Source organism: Streptomyces sp. GLSS-08 (assembly GCF_056387915.1).
In genome coordinates this window covers 19,502-38,682 of record NZ_JBWJAQ010000023.1, presented here as the reverse complement: position 1 = coordinate 38,682, position 19,181 = coordinate 19,502, and the positions used below count along the sequence as shown (strand labels likewise).

The 19,181-nt window shown below is 71.9% G+C and carries 10 protein-coding genes and 1 pseudogene; 9 read left to right on the top strand and 2 right to left on the bottom strand.

The window, feature by feature from the left end:
• Positions 1-53 precede the first annotated feature (53 nt).
• The 3 genes from AC0ZLC_RS29670 to AC0ZLC_RS29660 all read left to right on the top strand — a co-directional run bounded on the left by AC0ZLC_RS29670 (position 54) and on the right by AC0ZLC_RS29660 (position 2,661).
• Complete coding sequence (locus AC0ZLC_RS29670) at positions 54-785, top strand: thioesterase II family protein (protein WP_476755020.1); 732 nt, start codon at positions 54-56, stop codon at positions 783-785.
• A 173-nt stretch (positions 786-958) separates the two neighbouring features.
• On the top strand, positions 959-1,903 hold the full coding sequence (locus AC0ZLC_RS29665) for an ATP-binding cassette domain-containing protein (RefSeq protein ID WP_476755019.1): 945 nt from the start codon (positions 959-961) through the stop codon (positions 1,901-1,903).
• Positions 1,900-2,661, top strand: a complete 762-nt coding sequence (locus AC0ZLC_RS29660) for an ABC transporter permease (RefSeq protein ID WP_476755018.1) — start codon at positions 1,900-1,902, stop codon at positions 2,659-2,661. The genes AC0ZLC_RS29665 and AC0ZLC_RS29660 overlap by 4 nt, the downstream gene beginning before the upstream one ends.
• Positions 2,662-2,811: 150 nt before the next feature.
• Here the strand turns inward: AC0ZLC_RS29660 and AC0ZLC_RS29655 are convergent, their stop codons facing one another.
• Entirely contained in the window at positions 2,812-4,257 is a 1,446-nt protein-coding gene (locus AC0ZLC_RS29655; RefSeq protein WP_476755017.1) for an aminotransferase-like domain-containing protein, read from the bottom strand.
• Between the two features lie 742 nt (positions 4,258-4,999).
• Between AC0ZLC_RS29655 and AC0ZLC_RS29650 the strand changes: the two genes are divergently transcribed.
• Entirely contained in the window at positions 5,000-5,926 is a 927-nt protein-coding gene (locus AC0ZLC_RS29650; protein WP_476755016.1) for a phytanoyl-CoA dioxygenase family protein, read from the top strand.
• A gap of 657 nt (positions 5,927-6,583) precedes the next feature.
• Here AC0ZLC_RS29650 and AC0ZLC_RS29645 read toward each other — a convergent pair.
• A complete protein-coding gene (locus AC0ZLC_RS29645; RefSeq protein WP_476755015.1) occupies positions 6,584-7,420 on the bottom strand; it encodes a putative nonproteinogenic amino acid hydroxylase in 837 nt (278 codons plus the stop codon).
• Between the two features lie 663 nt (positions 7,421-8,083).
• Between AC0ZLC_RS29645 and AC0ZLC_RS29640 the strand changes: the two genes are divergently transcribed.
• The 5 genes and pseudogenes from AC0ZLC_RS29640 to AC0ZLC_RS29620 form a co-directional block, all read left to right on the top strand.
• Positions 8,084-8,398: an acyl carrier protein gene (locus tag AC0ZLC_RS29640; RefSeq protein ID WP_476755014.1), complete on the top strand. Its 315-nt coding sequence runs from the start codon at positions 8,084-8,086 to the stop codon at positions 8,396-8,398.
• Positions 8,395-9,645: a cytochrome P450 gene (locus AC0ZLC_RS29635; protein ID WP_476755013.1), complete on the top strand. Its 1,251-nt coding sequence runs from the start codon at positions 8,395-8,397 to the stop codon at positions 9,643-9,645. Before AC0ZLC_RS29640 ends, AC0ZLC_RS29635 begins: the two co-directional genes overlap by 4 nt.
• Positions 9,642-10,379, top strand: coding sequence for a thioesterase II family protein (locus AC0ZLC_RS29630; protein ID WP_476755012.1), 738 nt, complete (start codon positions 9,642-9,644; stop codon positions 10,377-10,379). The genes AC0ZLC_RS29635 and AC0ZLC_RS29630 overlap by 4 nt, the downstream gene beginning before the upstream one ends.
• Positions 10,380-10,431: 52 nt before the next feature.
• The gene (locus tag AC0ZLC_RS29625) at positions 10,432-13,518 is read left to right on the top strand and encodes a type I polyketide synthase (protein WP_476755011.1); all 3,087 of its coding nucleotides are present in this window, start codon (positions 10,432-10,434) and stop codon (positions 13,516-13,518) included.
• Positions 13,519-13,581: 63 nt separating this feature from the next.
• Positions 13,582-19,179 (top strand): annotated as a pseudogene (locus tag AC0ZLC_RS29620) (type I polyketide synthase); the annotation flags it as partial.
• Between the last annotated feature and the right edge of the window lie 2 nt (positions 19,180-19,181).

The window sequence follows — 19,181 nt, the reverse complement described above, 5'->3', positions numbered from 1 at the left end:
GACCTCCTTGACCGATTCGCGAACCGTCGCATGGATGATTGGGGTTGGTCGGGGTGACAGAACCCGGCACGTCTACGGAACACGGCGAGGGCACCACACTGCTGTGCGTGCCCTTCGCCGGAGCAGGACCTTCGTTCTTCCACCCGTGGCGACAGCTGGCCGCCGGCCGCTGGCGCGTGACCTCGGTCGAACTGCCCGGCCGCGAACGCCGGCTCCTTCAGACGCCGTACCGCAATGTCGTCGAGGCGGCGAAGAACGAGGTCGACGACATCGTCGCGGACCTGGGCGCCGGAGCACGGACCGTGCTGTTCGGACACAGCCTGGGCGCGGTGCTCGCCTACGAACTGGCGCATCTGCTGAGCGCGCGCGGCGTGCACGTCGAGCGGCTGGTCGTCAGCGGTTCGCCGGGGCCCTGGACCCAGCGCGAGCGGCGGGCCGCGGGACTCCCGGACGAGGAGTTCCTCGCCAGGGTCGAGGAGTTCGCGGGCTTCCGGCACGAAGCCCTCGACCACCCGGAGATGCGCGAGCTGATCCTGCCCGTCCTGCAGGCCGACTGCGAGATGCACGAGGACTACGTCCCGAGCACCGACGTCCCGCTGACGGTGCCGATCTGCTCGCTGCGCGGCGACAGCGACGGCCTGGTCACCGCGCAGGAGGCGCAGCAGTGGCAGGCGGCGACCACCGCCGGCTTCAGCTATGTGGAGTTCCCGGGCGACCACATGTACCTGGTCGACCTCGGCCCCGAGGTGCTGGACGTCATCGAGGCGCAGTCCGCCCGCGGCTGACGCATGCCGTGCGCCGGGCCGAAACAGCCCGGCGGAGCAAGGGCGCCCGCCCCGGCGGGCGCCCTTGCGCTGCGTGCGCGGGCCGGGCGCGTCCGCGCGTCGTCGAGGGGAACTCGAGCACCGCGTCACGGTCATGGCAGGTCCGTGTCAGGACCGCCGGGGACAGTGGGGACATGAAGAGTTCCGCGATTGCAGTTTCCGGGCTACGCAAGGCATACGGCGACAAGGTCGTGCTCGACGGCATCGACCTCGAGGTCGCCGCGGGATCGGTCTTCTCCCTGCTCGGCCCGAACGGGGCCGGCAAGACGACCACGGTGAACGTCCTGACGACACTGCTGACGGCCGACGCCGGCACGGTGCATGTCGCCGGGCACGACGTGGCGAGCGCGACCAAGGAGGTACGCGCGGCCATCGGCGTGACCGGCCAGTTCGCCGCGGTGGACGACCTGCTCTCGGGCCGGGAGAACCTGCAGCTGATGGCGGACCTGAAGCGCGTGCCCTCCGGGGACCAGGTGGTCACACGGCTGCTGGAGCGCTTCGACCTGGGCGAGTCGGCGGACAAGATGGCGTCGACCTACTCCGGCGGCATGCGCCGCAAGCTGGACCTGGCGATGACGCTGGTCGGCAGCCCGCAGATCATCTTCCTGGACGAGCCGACGACGGGCCTCGACCCGCGCAGCCGGCGCACGATGTGGGCGATCGTCCGCGAGCTCGTCGCCGAAGGCACCACCATCTTCCTCACCACCCAGTACCTCGAGGAAGCCGACCAGCTCGCCGACCGGATCGCCGTGCTCAACCAGGGCCACCTGGTCGCCCAGGGCACGGCCGAGGAGCTCAAGCGCCAGATCCCCGGCACCCACGTCAAACTCCGCTTCGCCCACGCCTTCGACCTCGACGGGGCGGCACGGGTCTTCCCCGACTCCACCCGCAACGACGAGGAACTGACCCTGCGGGTACCCAGCGACGGCGAGTCGAGGTCGCTGCGGGCCCTGCTGGACCGGCTCGACGAACACGCCCTCAACGCCCAGGAATTCTCCGTGCACACACCAGACCTCGACGACGTCTTCCTCGCCCTGACCGAGCACACGACCAAGGACAAGGAGGCGATCGTCCGATGAGTACCGCCTCGACCGCGTTTGCCGACTCGGCCATCATGCTGCGCCGCAACGTCAAGCACACCCTGCGGAACCCGACCACGGTCTTCAACGCGGTCCTGTTCCCGATCGTCATCATGCTGATGTTCGTCAAGGTGTTCGGCGGCGCCTTCAGCGTCGGTGAGAACTACATCGACTACGCCACGCCGGGCCTGCTCGTGATGGCCGTCAGCTACGGCCTGGGCGCCACCGCGACGGCCGTGAACGACGACATGACCAAGGGCATCATCAACCGGTTCAAGACCATGGACGTCTCCCGCGGGGCCATGCTGACCGGACACGTCGTCGTCACCACCGTGCGCTGCCTGGTGGCCTGCGCCGCCATCATCGCCGTGGCCTTCGCGATGGGCTTCGACCCGGCCGCGAGCGCCCTGGACTGGCTCGGTGTGCTGGCCCTCTTCGTCCTGCTCGCCGTCGGGGCCAGCTGGCTGACCGTCGCCATGGGCCTGGCCGCCAAGACCACGGAGTCGGCGGGCCTTGCCACCGTGCCGCTGATCATGCTGCCCTTCCTGAGCAGCGCGTTCGTGCCCGCGGACACGATGGGCGCCGGCGTGCGGCAGTTCGCGGAGTACCAGCCCTTCACCCCGATCATCGAGACGCTGCGCGGGCTGCTGGCGGGCAACCCCTCCAGCGGCGACGCGACCGCGGCCGTCGCCTGGTGCCTGGCCTTCGCCGTCGTCGGATACGTGTGGGCGCTCTCCACGTTCAAGAAGCGAGCGTGAGCGGGGCCGGCTTCGGCCGGCCGATCCCCGCAGCCGCCCCGGTGACCGCGTGTCGCCGGGGCGGCGTCATGCGCGCGGGCCCGACCCGTGAAGCGGCCCCCGGACGCAGCGCGTTCGGGGGCCGCTTCATGTGTGTGCGGGCCGGACCGGTCACCCGGTCTGGGGCGCCAGCACCCGGCCGCGGGCGGGTGCGGCGGCAGCGACGCCGACGAGCCGCTTGCCGCGCTGGTCCTGGACGAGCTCGCCCAGCCGCTCGACGCCCAGGGCGATCTGTTCGGCAGTGAGCACGCTGAAGGAGAGCCGGGCCTGGTGGAATCCGCCGGTGCCCCCGTAGAAGTGATGCATGGGGGTCCACAGGACACCGAACTTGGAGGCCGAGTACTCGAGCATGTCGTCGTCCGCCGGGAAAGGCAGCGTGACGACGACGAACATTCCGCCCTGCGGCGTGTTCCACGTGACGTCCTGCGCCATTTCGTGCCGCGGCCCGAAGACCGACTCCAATCCCTCCAGCACGGCCGCCAGATTCCGGCGGTAGACCTCCGCCTCGCGAGCGGTGGCACGTTTGAGACTGCACCCGTTCTCGAGGAGATATCCGCCGATGACAGCCTGCGCGACGGTCGACGTGTTCAGCGTCACCATGCTCTTCAGCTTCGCGAGGTGGTCCGCGAGAAGCACCGGGTCCGCGGCACCGACACCGGACGACGTCACGGGCTGGTCCGCGATGATGTACCCCACGCGGGCCCCGGCGAACGCGGACTTCGCGAACGACCCGAGATGAATCACCTGATGGTGCTCGTCCAGGGACTTCAGCATCGGCAGCGGTGAATTCCCGGAAGAGAAAAGGGAGTAGGGATTGTCCTCGATGACGAGAATTCCCTCCCGCCGCGCCAGCTCCAGCAGCGCCACCCGGTCCGCCAGCGACATGCTCGCACCACTGGGATTGGCGAAGTCCGGGACGACGTAACAGGCACGCGGGCGAAGCCCCTCACGCCTCGCCGCCCCGATCTGCCGCTCCAGGTCCTCCAGATCGATGCCGCCCTCGCCCTCCCGGACCGGACGCAGGGGCGCGCCGGCCACCCGGGCCGCGCCGATGAAGCCGACGTAGTTGGGCGTCGCGGCCAGGATGACGTCGCGGGTGTCGCGGACGAGGGCCCGCAGCACGAGCACCATCGCCTCCTGGCAGCCGGTGGTCACCACGATGCTCTCCGGGTTCACCGTCAGACCCTCGTCGGCCTCCAGCTGGCGCGCGATCAGCCCGTGGATGAACCCTTTCGTGCGGCCGTACTGGAAGAACGTGCGCCGCACCTGCTCCGCGGGAAGGCCTATCTCGTCCTCGAGGTAATTCCTGAACGTCGTGAGGTGACGTGATAGGTTCTCGACGTCGTAAAAGCCTTCGAACGGGCGGCCCGCGGAGAACGAGACTGCTTCCGGATACCTTCCCGCGAGCTCGTTGAGCAGCGTCATCGAAGTGAGTGCGGGGTCGTCGACTGACTCGTGCAAGTCGGAGATGCTCAGCCGATTCGGCCCAGGGTGCATGGACATAGTCACGTCATCCTCATCCGCCGGACAGCTCAATTCTGAACTGAATTCGGCCATGTAGGGCAGTGCTCTGTACGGGATTTCGTGATGCCACGGCCCGCGCAGAAGCAGATCGGAGTCAGACGGCATTGATGGCCGCGATGAACAGTGCCCGGAACTGGCGCTTGACTGCTGCCTAGTCGGGGCCCTCAATAATATATGGCCTTGTCCCCGCAGCGTGAAGAGCACAGCCGCTCACGGGAGCGGGGAAACCCGGTGCGACAGACCGGCCCGCGTACACCGGGCGGCTGTCCCGTCGCCAGGACATCCGAAAGGGTGAACGGGCCGCACGGGGCGCCGCGTTCAGGCCGGAAAGCGCCAGAAGGAAGCGGACATCCCGGCGAAGAGCCCGAAGGCCTTCGGGACGTTGACACCCTCATGCCCGGCGGACAGAGTATGGGACTGTCGGCGGACGGAACACGGGACCGCCGGAAAACGGCGAGAAGCCCCGAGCCGGCTGCTGCGACCGGCCGGCGTGATCCGGCCAGGCGCACCACCGCGGGACGCGAGCGCCGGTCCAACAGGCGCAGACGAGCCACCGCACACCACGTCCGCCGGACACGAGACCGGTCGTGGCTCCGTGCCCGGCCACCAGCATGTGCGTATCAGGACGGTGCCGCGCCTGCACCTTGTCCCGACCACCTCCACCCCACCCTGTCCGCGGCTGAACTCCAGGAGCCGGCGGACGGTACGCCGTGGCGGCGCCACGACCTCGCTCCGCGCGGCAAGCGGTACCCGACACCTGACAAGGAGTTGACACATGACCACACTCAGCGAGGGCGTTCTGGAGAAGGCTGCGGCGGAATACGCCGAGCAGGGCTTCTCCATCATCCGCAACGTCGTGCCACAGGACCTCCTGGAGGAGGTCCACGCCCACGTTGACTGGCTCACCCGCAAGTACCCGGATCTGCGGCCCGAGCACTTCCACCACCCGCTGATCCGCAACGACGCCTTCTGGGCACGTCTGGTCTCCGACCCCCGGCTGGTGGACATAGCGGAGTTCTTCCTCGGCCCGGACCTGGCATGCTTCACCGCCCACTACATCTGCAAGCCCCCCTATGACGGGCAGCCCGTGCTCTGGCACCAGGACGGCGCGTACTGGACGCTGAGCCCCATGGAGGCGCTGACGGTGTGGCTGGCCGTCGACGAGAGCACCACGGAGAACGGCTGCCTGCGGATGATCCCCGGCAGTCACGAACTGCCGCTGCACAAGCCCTCGTCCCGCACGGACACCGACAACATGCTCTTCTCCGCCTCCGACGAGGACCTGGTCCAGGAGTGGGTGGAAAAGCGCGGGGTCGTGGACATCGAACTCCAGCCCGGCGACGTCTCGATCCACCACCCCCACCTGCTGCACTACTCGGAGGCGAACACCTCCGCCAAGCGGCGCTGCGGCCTCGACATGGGCTACATCTCGACGGCCACCCGGATCCACAGCAACGGCATCTACCTCGACCCGCTGCTGGTCCGCGGCACCGACACCACCGGCCTCAACAGCTACCGCCCCTTCCCCGACGTCCAGGAGGGCGAGACGATCCCCTTCGCCGGGCAGGACGGCTGGAGCGACAAGATCGCCACGCTCAACGCGGCGCTGCCGCCGAGCTCGCGACCGCTTCCCGACGAGAGCCCCATCGAGACGACCCGGCACATGATCGAGCGGCTGCGCGAAGGCACCACGAAGGGCTGATGGCGACCGCGCCGGCCAAGGGCCCGCCGCCTGCCCGCGGCGGGCCCTCGGCCGGCGTCCGCGGGCTCCGCCGGCCCCGCCCCCGGCGCACACGGCGCTCGGTGCGGCCCCGCCGGCACAGCTGCGTGTCCGCTCACCCGGACCGGCCGCCCACGGTGCCCGGCCCGGACACAACCGCGCACCCCCGGCCACCGGGAAGACCTGGCCCGGGCACAACTGCGAGCCCCCGCCCGGGTGTTGTCACTGGGCGGGGGCTGTCGTGCGGGCGGAGGGACGCGGGGCGGGTTCGCGTGCGGGGGAGGGGTGCTGGGCCAGCTGTCGGGCGGGGGCGGCGGTGTGGGGGAGGGGCGGGCGGAGCTGCGGCTCGGGGCTCGGCGGGCACGGCCCGTGGCGAGTGCCGGCGGCGGGCGCCGGCGGGCGCCGGCGGGCGCCGGCCGCGCACGCTGTCCGCACCGAGCGGGCCGGCGCTCCAGCTCCTCCCGGCGGAACACGGGCGGGCCCTTTTCCCCCGGGGGCGAGAGCGGCGCCGGCGACCCCGGCTGCCGGAACACCCGACCGGCCCGCCCCGGGCAGGAGAGGCTGCAGGACTGCCGCCGCACCCGGCCGGATCGCAGGACCTCGTCCGGGCCCGCGGCCCGGACGCCGGCCGCGGCCTTGTCACCAGACGAACGCCTCGCCGTCACCGCGCTTCTCGACGCAGTACGTGCGAAAGGCCCGGGCCTTCGCGACCATGTCCTCGTCCCCGGTACGCCGGGCGGCCTCCACGTACCAGTCGAACGCCGCGGTGGCGTGCGCCTGCCGCTCGAAGTGGAGCTCGGCGAACCGGCGGAAGCCCGCCCGCATCGTCTGCGGCGTCAGGTGCTGCCCGGAGCCGAGGAGTTCCTCGATCTCGGCTCCGGTCGGCTCGGGCCGCTCGATGATGCGGACCGGCTCGGTCGCGGGGACGGCACCGCGGATCTCGATGGGCTCATCGGCGTCCGCGAAGTCGAGACAGACCGAGAGCCGGGCGGCCTTGGACGTGCTGCGCGCGGAGTGGGGGTCGGTGGAGTGGATCTTCCACACCTCACCGCGGCGGATGTGATAGACGGTGTCGTTCTCGGAATGGAGGGATTCCTCGCTGGTGCGCAACGGGATCTGCACCCGGGTACCCGGCTTGGCCCACTCGAGGAAGTCCACGTGCGGGGCGATGATCCCGTCACGCAGACTGAAGACGCGCACCCACTGCAACCGGTCCAGGGGGAAATGCGAACTCACCATGGACATGATGCCCGGCAGCTGCTTTCCCAGCTCGGTGAGGGACAGGCTGCCCTCGTGCGGGCGGAACGCGGTGTCGGAATCGGCGCCGGTGCCGTTGGCCAGCACATGGGACGACCAGGACCCGAAGGTGAAGGTGTCGTATTCGCCCCCGTACTCGTGGCCGTCCACGATGGACAGTTCGGAATCCAGGTCGTACGAGTCGATGGGTAGCACCGCAAGCCGTTGCGACTTCAGCAAGGAAATCCCCTCCACGCGCGATTGTTTGATGAACCCGGAAACTACTGGGGGTTCCTCCCGGCCGTCACCATAATTCTCCGGGCGAGACCATGGCAATGACATGAGGGTTCGTGCGCCCGGAAGCTCTCCCGCTCTCCACCCGTCCTGCGTATTTCCGGTCCAGGCTCGGCCGGGAGGTGTCCGCCGGTGCCGGCGAAGGCGTCCCGCGCCGCCCCGCGGCCCCCGCTCCGGCCGCTGCGCACCGCCCGTCACCCCGGCCCGGACAGCGCCGCACGGGCCCGTGACTGTCCTGTCGGCGGGACAACCGGCGCCCGGCAGGACGTCCGCGCCGTCATTGCTTGCATGGGTTTCCCCGGCCATCTACGTTGGCGTCGCGATGGCCTTCCGGTGACGTATCGAAATACGTGATCAATTCCACCGGGTGTTCCTTTCCGAGACGGCTTTCACCCCGGGACCGAGAGCACCGCGACACGAGCCGGCCGCCGCACGGCAGACACCGCCCCGCACAAAAGGGGTGCTCGTCAGCCATTTCAAGGATTCCCATCGACGCGACAGCGGAAAGAACCCCGGTGGCCGTGCGGGCGGTGACGGTCCGGGGCCGGGACCGACCGGCAATGGCGTGGGCGGGCATTCCCGTTCGACAGAGCAAGGGAAAGGCTGGCAATGGAAACGTCGCCGCAGGTGATCCACCAGCGAGGTGGACAGGACGAGACATCACAACGACAGGCCGCGCCCCCGGGTGCGCCGGCACCGCTCGTACAGGAGATCTCGGCGCTGTGGGGGGAATACCTCGGCGACCGTGAAGTCGGGCCGGACGACGACTTCTTCGCGCTCGGCGGGAACTCGCTGACCGGAATCAAAATCATCGACCGGGTGGCGCAGGACTACGGCGTCCAGCTGTCCGTGCGCGACTTCTACCTGGCGCACACCCCCGCCCGGGTCACCGAGCTGATCGAACAGGGGAGGGCGGCGGCGTGAGGCTGACGCCGGGCCCCGCGCGCGACATCGACCTCGACGCCGTCGACCTGTTCGACCTGGACCTGTACAGCTCGGGCGATCCGCACCCGATCTGGGACGTGATGCGCGAGCGGGCGCCGCTGCACCACCAGGTCCTGGCCGACGGGCGCCAGTTCTGGTCGGTGACCCGCCACAAGGACGTCTGCCGGGTGCTCGGCGACCACCGGGAGTTCACCTCCGAACGCGGCACGGTACCCACCCACCTCGGGCAGGACGACGTCGCGGCCGGCGTGCTGCTGACCTCCACCGACCCGCCCCGGCACACCGAGGTCCGCAGGCCGCTGGGCTCCAAACTCACCGCCCGGGCGGTCAGGTCGTGGGAGGACTCGATCCGCCGCTCGGTCGTGCGCTTCCTGCAGCCGGCCCTCGACGGCGACGTCTTCGACCTGGCCGAACAGGCGCTGCTCCTGCCGGCGATCGTCACCGGCCCGCTCCTGGGGATCCCGGAGAAGGACTGGGCAGAGCTCGTCCAGCTGACCGCGATGGTGACCGCCCCCTCGGACCCGCACTTCCAGCAGGGCAGCGAAGCCGCCACGCTGGCCATCTCCCACCACGAGCTCGTCACCTACGTCAAGGACTGGGTCAAGGAGCGGCGGGCCACCGGCCAGGAGGACGAGAGCCTGCTCAGCCACCTCATGAGCGTGCGCCCCGGCGGCGCACCGCTGAGCGACGAGGAGATCGCCCTGGACGGCTACAGCATTCTCCTGGGCGCCAACGTGACCACCCCGCACACCGTCTCGGGCACGGTGCAGGCGCTCATCGAGCGGCCCGAACAGTTCGAGAAGGCGCAGGCCGACCCCTCGCTCATCCCCAACCTGGTCGAGGAAGGGCTGCGCTGGACGTCGGGCGCGTGCAACTTCATGCGGTACGCCGTCGACGACATCCACATCGGCGGGGGCACGATCCCCGCCCGCGGGGCGGTCGTCGCGTGGATCGGATCGGCCAACCGGGATGCCGCCCAGTTCCCCGACCCGCACCAGTTCGACATCACCCGCAGCAACGCCAAACGGCACGTCGCGTTCGGCTTCGGGCCGCACTTCTGCATCGGCGCCCCGCTGGCCCGGCTGACGCTGCGCATCTTCTTCGAGGAACTCCTCCAGCGGTTCGCCTCCATCGAACTCGCCGGCGAACCGCAGCACCTGCGGTCGTACTTCATCGCCGGGATGACCCACCTCCCCATCACCGCGCAGAAACGACAGACGCCATGACAACCGGCTCCGCCCCCACCCTGTCGCCGTATCTCGTCAGGCCGCCGTCCGCCGGCCACCTGGCCCGGATCTTCTGCTTCCCCTTCTCCGGGTCCGGGGCGTCGGCCTTCAGCGCCTGGCCGGCCGCGCTGGACGACATCGAGGTCTGCCCGGTGCAGTTCCCCGGCCGCGAGAACCGGCTCGGCCACCCCCACTACGGCACCTACGAGAACCTCGCCGCCGACCTGGTGGACCACCTGGCGCCACTGCTCGACCGGCCGTTCGCGTTCTTCGCGCACTGCGCCGGCGCGCTGCCCGCCTACGAGAGCGTGCTCAGGCTCGCCGAACTCGGCCTGCCCACCCCCGACTGCCTGTTCGTGTCGGGCCAGCCGGCCCCGCACGACGCGGCCGGCGACCCGATGCTCGCCATGTCGGAGGCCGAACTGCGCGCCGAGGTCGAGTCGTTCATCCGCGGCCGGGGCATCGAACCGCGGCCGGACATGGTCGCGCTCGGCCTGATGGTGCTGCTGCGCGACCACGCCGCCGCGCGTGCCTACCGGCGCCAGGAGCCCGTCCCGGTGCCCTGCCCCGTCGTCGTCGTGCACTGGCGGGACGACGCGGACGTGAGCCTGGGCGGCCTGCAGGGGTGGCGCCGGTACGCGGACTCGGTCGAGTTCCGCGTGGTCGACGGCGGCCACTACGACTTCATGGACGCACCGGACGAGCTGCGGAAACTGCTGACCCGTTGGCTGTGAGCGCGGCCGGCCCGGCCAGGGCCGTATACCGAGGGAACCGGAAGGAATACGTATGAGTGGCGCAGCCACCGATATTGCCGTCATCGGGATGTCGTGCCGCTTTCCCGGTGTGCACGGCCCGGCCGAGTTCTGGCGCCTGCTGCTCCAGGGGAAGTCCACCGTCAAGACGTTCCCCGAGCAGCGGGCCGCCGACGCGCACTCCCGCCACACCCTGCACCCCGACGCCGACACCCTGAACTCGGGCTCGTTCTTCGACTCCGTCGACGGGTTCGACGCCGACTTCTTCCACACGCCGGCGGCGGAGGCCACCGCCATGGACCCCGTGCAGCGGCTGGGTCTGGAACTGGCCTGGGAGGCCGTCGAGGACGCCCGCATCCCGGCGGGCGTCCTCGCGGGCCGCGAGATCGACGTCGTGGTCGGCGCCGCGCCCTCCGGCTACGACCTGCTGCGCAAACTGTCGGGCAGCGACCGGGACGACCACTATGCCGCGCTCGGCTCCAGCGGAGCGCTGATCGCCAACCGGATCTCGAACCTGTTCGACGTGCGCGGCATGAGCCTGTGCGCGGACTCGGGCCAGTCCTCCTCCCTCGTGTCGCTGGCACTGACGTGCGAGCGGATACGCGCCGGCGCGGTCGACATGGCGATCGCGGGCGGCGTGCACCTGATCACCGACCCCGAAGCGGGCGCCGGCCTGGCCAACCTGGGCGCCCTGTCACCCGACGGCAACTGCTTCCCCTTCGACGCGCGGGCCAACGGCTTCGTCCGCGGCGAGGGCGGCGCGTTCGTCGTGCTGAAGCGCCTCGATGAGGCCGTCGCCGACGGCGACCACATCTACGCCGTGGTGCGCGGCTGGGGCGTAGGCAGCGCCGGCGCCACCTCCCGCATGCCGGACCCGAGCCCCGCCGGGCAGGCGGCAGCCGTACGGTCCGCTCTGCAGCGCGCGGACGTCGAGTTCAGCAGCGTCGACTACGTCGAGGCACACGGCACCGGCACCCGCCTCGGCGATCCCGCCGAGGCGTGCGGACTGCGCGAGGTGCTGCGGGAGAGCGGCCGCAGCCGTCCCCTGGTGCTCGGTGCGGTGAAGGCGAACGTCGGACACCTGGAGCCCGCCGCGGGAATCGTCGGCTTCGTGAAGGCGGCGCTGTGCGTGGACCGCGGTCTGCTGGTCGCCCATCCCGACTTCCGCTCGGCGAACCCCGCCATCCCCGGCTTCGAGCAGGACTTCGAAGTGCTGTCGGCCCCCCGCCCCTGGCCGGGCACACCAAACCGGCCCCGGCGCGCCGGCGTGTCATCGGTCGGGATGGGCGGCACCAACGCCCACGTGATCCTCGAACAGGCCCCCCTGGCACACCCCGAACTCCCGGCGCCGGACCAGGACCTGCGCGCCCAGGACACCTGCGCGCCGGTGCCGTGGGTGCTGTCGGCGCGCTCGGAGCAGGCCCTGCGCGAACAGGCGGCCCGGCTGCGGGACCTGGTGAGCGCCGACGCCTCGCTGACGGCGGCCGACGTGGGGCACTCCCTGGTCCGCACCCGCACCTCGTTCGCGCACCGTGCGGTCGTCCTGGCAGCCGGCCGTCAGGAGGCGCTGGCCGGCCTGGGCCTGCTGGCCGCCGGCGACAGCGCGGCGCGCGCGGTACGCGGAACGGCCACCGGGCCGGCGGGCCCGCTCGTCTTCGTCTTCCCCGGCCAGGGATCGCAGTGGCTGGGCATGGGACGGCAGCTGTACCAGCAGTCCGAGGTCTTCGCGCACGCGATCGACGAGTGCGCGCGCGCCCTGGCGCCGTGGCTGGACTGGTCGCTGGTGGACCTGGTGACCGGCGCGCCGTCGGCGCCGCCGCTGGAACGCGGGGACGCCGTGGTCCAGCCCGCGCTGTTCGCGATGATGGTGTCCCTGGCCCGCCTGTGGCGGTCGCTGGGCGTGGTCCCCGACGCGGTGGTGGGGCACTCCCAGGGCGAGATCGCCGCGGCGTGCGTGTCCGGCGCGCTCACCCTCAAGGACGCGGCCCGCATCGTCGCCCTGCGCAGCCGGGCCCTGACGGCGCTGGCCGGCCAGGGCGGGATGAACGCGGTGGCCGCGCCGTTGGCCTGGGTCGAGGACCGGCTCGGCCCGTGGTCCGGGCGGCTGTCCGTGGCCGCGGTCAACGGGCCGGCCTCCGTGGTGATCTCCGGGGACCTGACGGCACTGGAGGAGTTCGCCGCGATGGCGGACGGGGACGGGGTGCGGGTACGCCGTGTCCGGATCGAGTACGCCTCCCACTCCCACCAGGTCGAACGCATCCGCGACCGGGTGCTGGAGGCCGCCGCGGGTGTCACACCCAAGGAGACAGCGGTGGAGTTCCACTCCACGGTCACCGCAGGACGGCTCGACACCCGCGCCCTGGACGCCTCGTACTGGTACGACAACCTGCGCTCCACGGTACGTTTCGGCGAGGTCGTGGAGAACCTGATGCGTACCCGCGGCGGCGTGTTCGTCGAGGTCAGCCCGCACCCGGTGCTCCAGGTGGCGATGGCGGAGACCGCCGACACGCTGACCGGCCCGCCCCCGGTGGTGGGCACCTTGAGCAGGCACGACGGGAGCCTCGGCAAGGTCCTGGCCTCGCTGGCCGAGCTGTACGTGCGCGGGGTGCCGGTGGACTTCGGGCCGGTGTTCGCCGCCGGCCGGCCGCGCCGCGTCGGCCTGCCGACCTACCCCTTCCAGCGGCAGCGGTACTGGCTGACAGCACCCGCCGCCACCACTGCTCCCGGCGCGCACGCGGACGTGAGCGGCGCGGCGGCGGACCTGGACTCGCCGTCGGCGGTCCTCACGCTCGTGAGTACCGAGACGGCCGCGCTGCTTGGCGCCAGGGGCGCCGCTGTCACGGGACCCCACGTCCAGGCGCGGTCGGCCGACACCTTCAAGGCACTGGGCTTCGACTCCTCGATGGCGGTGGAGCTGCGCAACCGGCTCAACGCGGTGACGGGGATCCGGCTGCCGGCCACCGTCGCGTTCACCTACCCCACTCCGCACCGGCTCGCCCAGCGCCTCTTCTCCCTCCTCGAACCCAAGGTGCCCGACACCCCACAACCCGTGGAGGAGCCGAGCCCGCAGGACACGAGCGACGACGATCTCTACGCCCTGATCGACCGCGGATACGTGTAGCCCCAGCCGTTTTTCAAGCAGAAGTTGAGGGAGGACCCGGTGGAGGAAGTCGACAAGCTCCGCTCCTACTTGCGACGTGCCGTCGGTGACGCGCAGGAACTGCGCGAGCGGGTGCGCGAGCTGGAGGAGTCCGCGCGCGAGCCCATCGCCGTCGTGGGTGTGGGGTGTCGCTTCCCCGGTGGGGTGACGTCCCCCGAAGGGCTGTGGCACGTCGTGTCCGAGGGGGTGGACGCGATGGGCGACTTCCCGCTGGACCGCGGGTGGGACGTGGAGGCGCTGTACGACCCGGACCCCGAGGCGCACGGAAAGACGTACACCCGCACCGGCGGGTTCCTGCCCGGCCTCGCGGAGTTCGACGCGCCGTTCTTCGGCATCAGCCCGCGCGAGGCGCTGGCGATGGACCCGCAGCAGCGGCTGATGCTGGAAACCACGTGGGAGGCGCTGGAGCGGGCGGGGATCGACCCGGCCGCCCTGCGGGGCTCCCCGACCGGGGTGTTCACCGGGCTCTACAACGTCGACTACGGGCCGCGGATGGGCGGCGGCGCGGGCGGCGAGGTGGAGGGCTTCTCCCTCACCGGCACCTACCTCAGCGTGGCCTCGGGCCGGGTGGCGTACGTGCTGGGCCTGGAGGGCCCGGCGGTGTCGACCGACACCGCGTGCTCGGCCTCGCTGGTGGCCGTCCACCAGGCCGTGCGCTCCCTGCGGTCGGGGGAGTGCACGCTGGCGCTGGCCGGCGGCGTGTCGACACTGCCGACGCCGGGGATGTTCGTGGAACTGGCCCGGCAGCGGGGCCTGTCGGCCGACGGCCGGTGCAAGGCGTTCGCGGACGCCGCCGACGGCACCGGCTTCTCCGAGGGCGCGGGCGTGCTGGTCCTGGAGCGGCTCTCCGACGCACAGCGCAACGGCCGCAGGATCTGGGCCGTCATCCGCGGCTCGGCGATCAACCAGGACGGCGCCTCCAACGGACTGACCGCCCCCAACCCCCTGGCGCAGCAGCGGGTCGTACGCGCCGCCCTGGCCGACGCCGGGCTCCGCGTCACCGACGTGGACGCGGTGGAGGCGCACGGGACCGGCACCCGGCTGGGCGACCCCATGGAGGCCGAGGCCCTGCTGGCCACCTACGGGCAGGACCGCGAGCCCGGCAGCCCGCTGTGGCTGGGATCGCTGAAGTCGAACATCGGCCACACCCAGGCCGCCGCCGGCGTCGGCGGCATCATCAAGATGGTCATGGCGATGCGGCACGGCGTGCTGCCCAAGACCCTGCACGTGGACCGCCCCTCGGCCCACGTCGACTGGTCGGCCGGAGCGGTGGAGCTGCTCACCGAGGCCCGCGCGTGGACCACGACGCAGGGCCGGCCCCGCCGGGCGGGCGTGTCGTCCTTCGGGATCAGCGGCACCAACGCGCACCTGATCCTGGAACAGGCCCCCCAAACCCCCGAGACCCCCGAGACCTCCGAGACTCCCGAGACCTCGGGGGCCCGTGAGGGCGCCGAGATCCCCGGGACTCCCGCGGCCCCCGGGGTTCCGGCCGGCGGGTCGGTGCCGTGGGTGCTGTCGGCGCGCTCGGAGCAGGCCCTGCGCGAACAGGCTGCCCGGCTGCGGGAGTTCGTGGCCGCCGACGAGAGCCTGACGCCCGCCGACGTGGGACGCGCACTGGTGACGACACGCTCACTGTTCGAGCACCGCCAGGTGGTGATCGGCGCCGACCGGGACGCCCTGCTCAACGCCCTGGCCGCCGCCGCCGCGGGCGAGGAGCCCGGCCCCGCCGGCCCGGTGTCCGCGGTGGCGAAACCGGTGGGCAAGACCGTGTTCGTCTTCCCCGGCCAGGGGGCGCAGTGGGCCGCCATGGGCCGGGAACTGTGGGAGACCTCCCCCGTCTTCGCCGAGGAACTGCGCGCCTGCGCGCAGGCACTCCAGCCGTGGGTGTCCTGGCCGCTGATCGACACCGTCTGCGGAGGACCGCGGGCGGCGGACCTGGAGGACATCGACGTCGTCCAGCCGGTGCTGTTCGCGGTGATGGTGTCCCTGGCGCAGGTGTGGCGTTCGCTGGGAGTGACACCGGATGCGGTGATCGGCCACTCCCAGGGCGAGATCGCCGCCGCCTACGTCGCGGGCGCCCTGACCCTGCAGGACGCGGCGAAGATCGTCGCCCTGCGGTCCCGGCTGCTGGCCACCGTCACCGGGCAGGGCAGCATGGCCGGGATCCTGCTGCCCGCCCAGCGCGTCAAGGACCTGCTGAAGGGACACGAGTCCCGGATCGGGATCGCCGCGGTGAACGGACCGAACTCCACGACCGTCTCGGGGGAGAGCGGCGCGGTCGAGGAACTGGTCGCCACCTGCCAGGCCCAGGGCGCCCGCGCCCGCCTGATCAAGTCCAGCGTGCCCGGCCACTCCCCGCTGATGGACCGCTTCGACGGCCGCCTCCAGGCGGAACTCGGCCGCATCACCCCCCGCCCCTCACCGGTGGCGATCCACTCGACGGTGACCGGCGAACTGATCGACCCCCTGGACCTCGACGAGGCCTACTGGTACCGCAACCTGCGCGAACCGGTCCAGTTCGCGGCCGCCATGGGCGGCCTGGTCGCCCAGGAACCCGACAGCGCCGTCATCGAACTCAGCCCGCACCCGCTGCTGGTGATGACCATCCAGGAGATGTTCGACACCACCCCCGGCGCCACCGGCTTCGCGGTGGGGTCGCTGCGCCGCGACGAGGGCGGCTTCGCCCGGCTCCACCGGTCGGCCGCCGAGGCCTTCGTGGCGGGCGCCGCGGTGTCGTGGCAGGCGGCGTTCGGGAGCGGGGACGGCCGGTGGGCCGAGCTGCCCACCTACGCCTTCCAGCGGCAGCGCTACTGGCTGAACACCCCCGCCGAGACCACCACCGCGAGCACGTCGGACCACCCGCTGCTCGACGCCGTCATCGAACTGCCCGACGACGGCGGGCACCGCGGAGTCGTGGGCAGCGGCCGGCTGTCGCTGGAGCGCCACCCCTGGCTCGCCGACCACACCGTCCACGGCGCCGCCCTGGTGCCCGCCACGGTGCTCGCGGAGCTGGCGGCGTGGGCCGCGCACAAGGCGGGCTGCGACGTCGTCGACGAACTCACCCTGGAGACACCCCTGGTGCTGTCCCGCACGGCCGAGCGCGAGATCCGCGTCGTCGTCGACGGCAAACGCGAACTCAGCGTGCACTCCCGGGCAAAGGAGGAGGACCGGTGGACCCGCAACGCCACCGGAACCGCCAAAGCCGGGCCCGCGCAGGCCCACCGGGCCGACGGCCTCACCGCGTGGCCGCCCCCGGGCGCGGTGAGCGTGCCCTTCGAGGACGAGCACACCTGGCCCGCCGCCCCCGGGCTGGGCCAAGGGCCCCTGCCGTCCGCCCTGCGGCAGGTGTGGCGCACGGGCGAGACCCTGTTCGCCGAGGTCGAACTGCCCGCATCCGACACCGCCCACCAGAGCCGCTTCACCCTCCACCCGGCGCTGCTCCAGGCCGCGCTGCTCCCGGTCGGCCTGGGACACTTCGTCGACACCTCCCGGCCCGAGGGCTGGCTGCCGTCCCGCTGCACGGGCCTGCGCATCGGCCCCGCCCAGACGACCGCGCTGCGCGTGCGGCTGGCCCCGGCGGGCGAGAACACGCTGTCGGTGACCCTCGCGGACCAGAACGGAAACCCCGTCGCCGCCATCGCCTCACTGACCCTGGAGCCCGTGGACGTCGCCCGGCTGACCGAGCTGAGCTTCGACCACCAGGACTCGCTGTTCCAGGTGGACTGGGAACCCCTCCCGCTCCCACCCGGCCGGGCCACGGGCCGCTACGCACTGATCGCACCCGGCGCGCACGCCGTGCCCCCGGCACCGGGACAGGCGTCCTACGCCGACTTCGAGGAACTCGCCGCCCGCGGTGACGACATACCCTCCGTCGTCATCGCGTGCGTCGAACCCGCGGACGGCGCCGACACCCCCGCCGCCGTCGAGCACACCCTCCACCGCGTGCTGCGCTGGACGCAGGGCTTCCTCGGCGACGCGCGGTTCTCCGCCACCCGCCTGGTCCTGGTGACCCGGGACGCATTCCACGACGAGCAGGTCACCCGCACCGATCCCGCGGCGGCCGCCCTGTGGGGATTCGTGCGCACCGCGCAGACCGAGAACCCGGGCCGCTTCACCCTCGTGGACACCGACGGCAGGCCCGACTCGTGGGCCCTTGTGCCGGCGGCGGCCGCAACCGGCGAAGCCCAGCTCAAGATCCGCTCCGGCATGGTCAGCACCCCCCGCCTGGCCCACCTGCCCGGCCGGGGCAGGCCCGGCCGGACACCGGGAACCTCCGCGCTGGGGACCGGTTCGGTACTGATCACCGGCGGCACCAGCGGCCTGGGCGCCCTCCTGGCCCGCCACCTCGTCCAGCGGCACGCGGTACGCCGGCTGGTGCTGACCAGCAGGCGCGGAGAGGCCGCCCCGGCCGCGGCCGCCCTGCGCGAGGAACTGACCGCGGCCGGCGCCCACGTCGACATCGTCGCCTGCGACGTCACCGACCGCGACGCGCTCGCCGCACTGATCGCCGCGGTGCCCGCCGAACACCCGCTGACCGCGGTGATCCACTGCGCCGGCACCCTGGACGACGGCATCGTCCAGGCCCTCACCGAGGAACGCGTGAACGCGGTCCTCGCCCCCAAGGTGCGCGGCGCCTGGCACCTGCACGAGCTGACCGCCCACCTGGACCTGTCCGCGTTCGTACTGTTCTCCTCGATCGCCGGCGTCCTGGGCACGGCGGGCCAGGCCAACTACGCGGCCGCCAACGCCTTCCTCGACGACCTGGCGCACACCCGCCGGTCCCAGGGACTGCCGGCCGGCGCGCTGTGCTTCGGCTTCTGGGCCGAGCGCAGCGAGATGAGCGCGGGCCTCAGCGACGCGGACGTCGCACGCATGCAACGCCAGGGCGTACAGCCCCTGTCGACGCCGGAAGGGCTCGCGCTCTTCGACGCGGCGCTCGCCGCCGACGAGCCGGTACTGGTGCCCGTACGGCTGAACCTCGCCGCACTGCGCACACCCGACCCCGCCCGGCCCACCTCCCCGCTCCTGCGCACCCTGGCCGGGACACCCGCCTCACCCGGCGGCCCGGCGGGCGGAGAGCCGGCCGGCCCCGCCCTCGCCCAGCAGCTGAAGTCGCTGCCGCCGCAGGAGGCCGAGACGGCGCTCCTCGATGCCGTACGCACCCAGACCGCGCTCGTCCTCGGTCACTCCGACACCGGACGGGTCGGCCCCGCAGAGACGTTCAAGAAACTCGGTATCGACTCGCTGACGGCACTGGAACTGCGGAACAAACTGGCGGCGGTGACCGGCCTGAAACTGCCCGCCACCCTCGTCTTCGACCACCCCAACCCGGCCGCCCTCGCCCGGTTCCTCCAGCAGAGCGCCACCCCCGGCACCGCCGCCGGGCCGCAGTCCCCGGCCCGTCACCTGGTCCAGGAGATCGAAGGCCTGGGCGCCCGGCTCGAGGACGCGTTCCTCGCCCTCGCACAGGAGGACCGGACCACCATTTCCACTCTGCTCGGCGAACTGCAGGGCCGAGTCCGTTCGATGGCGGGCGCCGGATCACCGGTCGGCATCGTCGACCAGATCAGTTCGGCCTCGGCGGGAGAACTCCTCTCGCTGCTCGACAAAGAACTCGGCTAGGG